4 protein-coding genes and 1 pseudogene are annotated in these 3,571 nt (G+C 61.5%); 4 read left to right on the top strand and 1 reads right to left on the bottom strand.

What is annotated here, in order from left to right; genetic code table 11:
* Window positions 1-371: 371 nt before the first annotated feature.
* From JNK99_RS03465 to JNK99_RS03450, 4 genes are all read left to right on the top strand, one after another.
* Window positions 372-602 (top strand): hypothetical protein, encoded by a 231-nt coding sequence (locus JNK99_RS03465; RefSeq protein WP_291848666.1) that lies wholly within the window; start codon window positions 372-374, stop codon window positions 600-602.
* Window positions 603-737: 135 nt separating this feature from the next.
* Window positions 738-1,097, top strand: a complete 360-nt coding sequence (locus tag JNK99_RS03460) for a cupin domain-containing protein (protein WP_291848664.1) — start codon at window positions 738-740, stop codon at window positions 1,095-1,097.
* A gap of 583 nt (window positions 1,098-1,680) precedes the next feature.
* Entirely contained in the window at window positions 1,681-1,980 is a 300-nt protein-coding gene (locus JNK99_RS03455) for a DUF2502 domain-containing protein (protein WP_291848661.1), read from the top strand.
* A gap of 30 nt (window positions 1,981-2,010) precedes the next feature.
* Window positions 2,011-2,787 (top strand): hypothetical protein, encoded by a 777-nt coding sequence (locus tag JNK99_RS03450; protein ID WP_291848658.1) that lies wholly within the window; start codon window positions 2,011-2,013, stop codon window positions 2,785-2,787.
* 365 nt (window positions 2,788-3,152) lie between these two features.
* Here the strand turns inward: JNK99_RS03450 and JNK99_RS03445 are convergent.
* Window positions 3,153-3,428 (bottom strand): annotated as a pseudogene (locus JNK99_RS03445) (heavy metal translocating P-type ATPase); the annotation flags it as partial.
* Window positions 3,429-3,571: the final 143 nt, after the last annotated feature.

The following is a 3,571-nucleotide window of genomic DNA, read 5'->3' as shown; positions in this document are numbered from 1 at the left end:
GCGCCTTGTCTCCGCCCTTCTGGCAGAATGCGACGAGGAATGGATGACCGGGAAAATCTACCTCAACCTGAATGACTGATGGCTATATCCCGATGGAATCCCTTGGGGGCTTTTACAGAAAAGAAGTTGCGCTGCCTTCGGGCTCTTACAGCACTCGGCGGGACACTACCAAGGGAAGCCGCGAGCTTGGTTGGCAGAACATGTCTGGCCACCATACGGCACCGGCTCATGGAAGGAGCCGTGGACTACCTTCATGCGCGAGTTCGTCGCGGCGCTGCAACCTATGCCCACTATATTGCTCCAAACTTGCACAATGGCAGGTCCGTCTCGTGCCCGGTGTGGCTCCTGGAGGTGCCTCCGCACAGTCGAGAATGGTGCTGATCGAGGCCAAACGGCGCGCTTACGATGCTCGAAAGCCGACACGCGTTACTCTGTTCCATGCGATCCTGACGTACGCTTCAGGACGCATCTGGATGGTGACTAACAATGCCGATGCAAGCTTTGCGGCGCAGATCACGCGCCTCGGCACAGCGCTCGGCAAGTCCCGGTCTCTTGACGGAGAGGCGACTGATTGGAGACAACCATTCTGGCCGATGATGTGAGGAGGTGATGACAACACAGTTCTCGAGTGACAGGGCCGTTCGGAGACGTGCGCAAATCCGGATCGGTGAGGTCTAACTCAGTCGTTAGCCGGTCGACAAGGCCGTTTGTTATCGACATCAAGAAGGAGGTGTGTCATGAACAAGGCGGAACTGAAGAGTTTCGGGAAGCCGGATGAGGTTCGGGAGTTCCCGAACGGACGGGTCGAGCTCATCAATGTCGGCGGCGCAACGGTCGGTCGCGCCATCTTTGAGCCTGGCTGGCGATGGTTGACGTCGGTCCAGCCTCTCGCGAAGACCAGGAGCTGCGAAGCGCCCCACTTTCAGTACCACGTCTCGGGCGTGCTGAAGGTGGTGATGGACGACGGAACGGAGTTCGAGTGCCGACCGGGCGAGGTGTCGCTTCTTCCCTCAGGTCACGACGCTTGGGTCGTGGGCGACGAGCCTGCGGTCGTCGTGGACTTTCAAGGGATGATCGACTACGCAAAGTCTCTGTAGGCTGCATTGCACATTGTTGTTTGCTGGATCAGCAGGCCGGCCAACAACCGGTTCAGCGGACGGCGCTACGCGCCGGCGCTGAACCGGAGCGTCCGGCGTCATGAAGCCGCTGGGGAAATGTTCTCACCTTTTCCAGGACAAACGTCCGGCGTTCCCCTTTTTCGCCGTGCCCGGGGCGATTTCAACTCCGCTCTTGCCCAATCGCCCTGAACGGGTCGAGCCTCGCGCCAGGAAACGACGACCTTCGCTCCTCATCCTGACCGTTCCCGGAAAGCTCGCTCGTCAGCAGGAGCTGGCCAGACACGCAGCTAGAGCGTTTAACGTGGCGCCATGATGGTCTGCCCCTGGCCCAGCTTGCGTGAGTGCCGCCTCTCTCGGGAAACGCCTCGCAAGGAATTGATTTGTGCCAGCTTGCAGCACTCGTCGCCTGAGTTAAAATCCGGGGCGTCAAGACTGGTCACCAGTCACCGGCCTTCGCGCATTCCGCCCCGGGGGCTGTGCAGACGACCGGCGCCGCCGCGGTCCGCAATGCTTCAGGCAAAGAACCACTGATCCGACCCGGTCGATCTTGAGGAAATGACCCATGAACAGATTCATTCTTGCGGCAGTGATCGCTGCTTCCCCTGGGTTGGCGAACGCGGTCGATGTCAACGTCAATTTCGGCGAGGTGCGCGTCAAGGCGCCCGGTGTCACCGTCACCTTCGGCAGCCGCAACGAGCGCGGCTATTACTGGGATGGCTACGACTGGCGGGACCCGGCTTACTGGAAGAAGCATGACGGGCCGCGCGGGGAGAAGTACTACACTGGTCGTGGCAACAACGGCGTCCCGCATCAGGGTGGTGGCCACTGCCCGCCGGGCCAGGCCAAGAAGGGCAACTGCTGATTCGCTGCGGCCGAGTGCGGCCATTCTGACATGCCAGACCCGGGTATTTTTGATGCCATCCCGCTTTGGGCGGTTTTCGTCGGCACGATGCTGCTCGTCATCGTCGCCGTCGGCAGCGGTTACCACTGGGCAGCGCACAAACATCGCGCAGCAGTGGAAAAGGAGGCGCCGGTCGGCACGATGGTCGGGACCCTGCTCGGCTTGCTGGCGTTTCTGCTCGCGTTCACGTTTGGCTGGGCGGCGGACAGATACCACGACCGGAAAATCGCCCTCCTCGACGAGGTCAACGCCATCCGTGCAGGCTATTGGCAGGCCGGAATGATCCCGGAACCCGAGCGTACGGAAGTCCGCAAGCTTCTTCGCAACTATGTCGAAGAGCGTTTGCAATGGTCCGGTCTGGAGAAGGTCCAGGTCAGCCTCCCGTCGAGAGCGCTGCTCGATCGCCTGGCGGCGCAGGCCGCCTTCGTCGGTGCGCAGAACCCCGGCGGAGTCGACGTCTTTCTCGGCTCGGTCAGCGAAGTGATCGGTCTTCACACGAAGCGGGAGATGTTGCGCGACCGTAGCCAGATTCCGGTCGCCCTCTGGGGGGCGCTGTATCTGGTCGCAATTCTCTCGATTGCCGCCATGGGCTATCATGGCGGAGTCGCCGGAACGGCCAGGAGTCCCGTCATGCTGGCGGTCGCCATCGCCTTTTCGATCGTCATCATTCTGATTGCCGACCTCGACCGGCCAGGAGAAGGTTTCATCAATGTGAGCCAGCAACCGATGATTGATCTGCGGGACTGGATGAGCGAGTCGAAACCTTGAGTCGCGGCTTGCCGGGGGGTCAGGCAGCGCAGATGAATCCCGGCCAATGAGCTGCGAAAAGACGGACGGAGTAATGGCGCGAGCGGGGTGAGGCGCCGAGGGACGGGACGACCCCCCCGAATTCCGTTGCCGATGCGGCGCGATGCTGATCGGCGGCCGCGGGATGCCTTCCCGATGGATCGGGTTTGGCAACCGGCACATTCTTCAGGGAGCACCGTACCGCCTGTACGGTAGACTTGCGATCGATCTTGCCCCGGCCGACCAGGGTGTAGAGGCGATCGCCAAACCGCAAGGCGCCTGCTTGCGAAACCCGCAGGCCCCGTTTGTGTTTCCGGTGTTTTCTGGTCGTCCGACGATTAAGCAGCGCGCAAGGCATTGAGCAGGATCGCGATGGTGCTGCCGTTGTGCGCGAGACTTGAGGCAACCGGCGACAGCTTCCCGGTAGCGGCAGCGGCGAGGATGCCGGTGTTGGCTGCGATAGTCAGCCGGAAGTTGGCATCGATCCGCCGCATCGTCGCAATGGCCAGCGCCTTGGCATCTGCTACCCGCTCGATACCGTCCTCGAGCAGGGCGATGTCAGCCGTCAGGCGGGCAATGTCCGCACCTTTCTGCATGGCGATGCCGACATGCGCGCCGGCCAGTGTGAGGTTCCCTCGGTTTTTCGCCTGCCAAAGAGAGGGTTTCATGCGACCCGTTTTCCTTCATGTTGACGGCTGAGCCAAGCTACCAGGAACTGCGTTGGCGACTTGTAGCCGAGGGTCGAATGCTGCCGTTTTCTGTTGTA

The sequence above is a fragment of the Accumulibacter sp. genome, assembly GCF_016789985.1.
Lineage (GTDB): Bacteria > Pseudomonadota > Gammaproteobacteria > Burkholderiales > Rhodocyclaceae > Accumulibacter.
The sequence above is the reverse complement of the archived record's forward strand: the minus strand, read 5'-3'. Positions and strand labels throughout refer to the sequence as shown.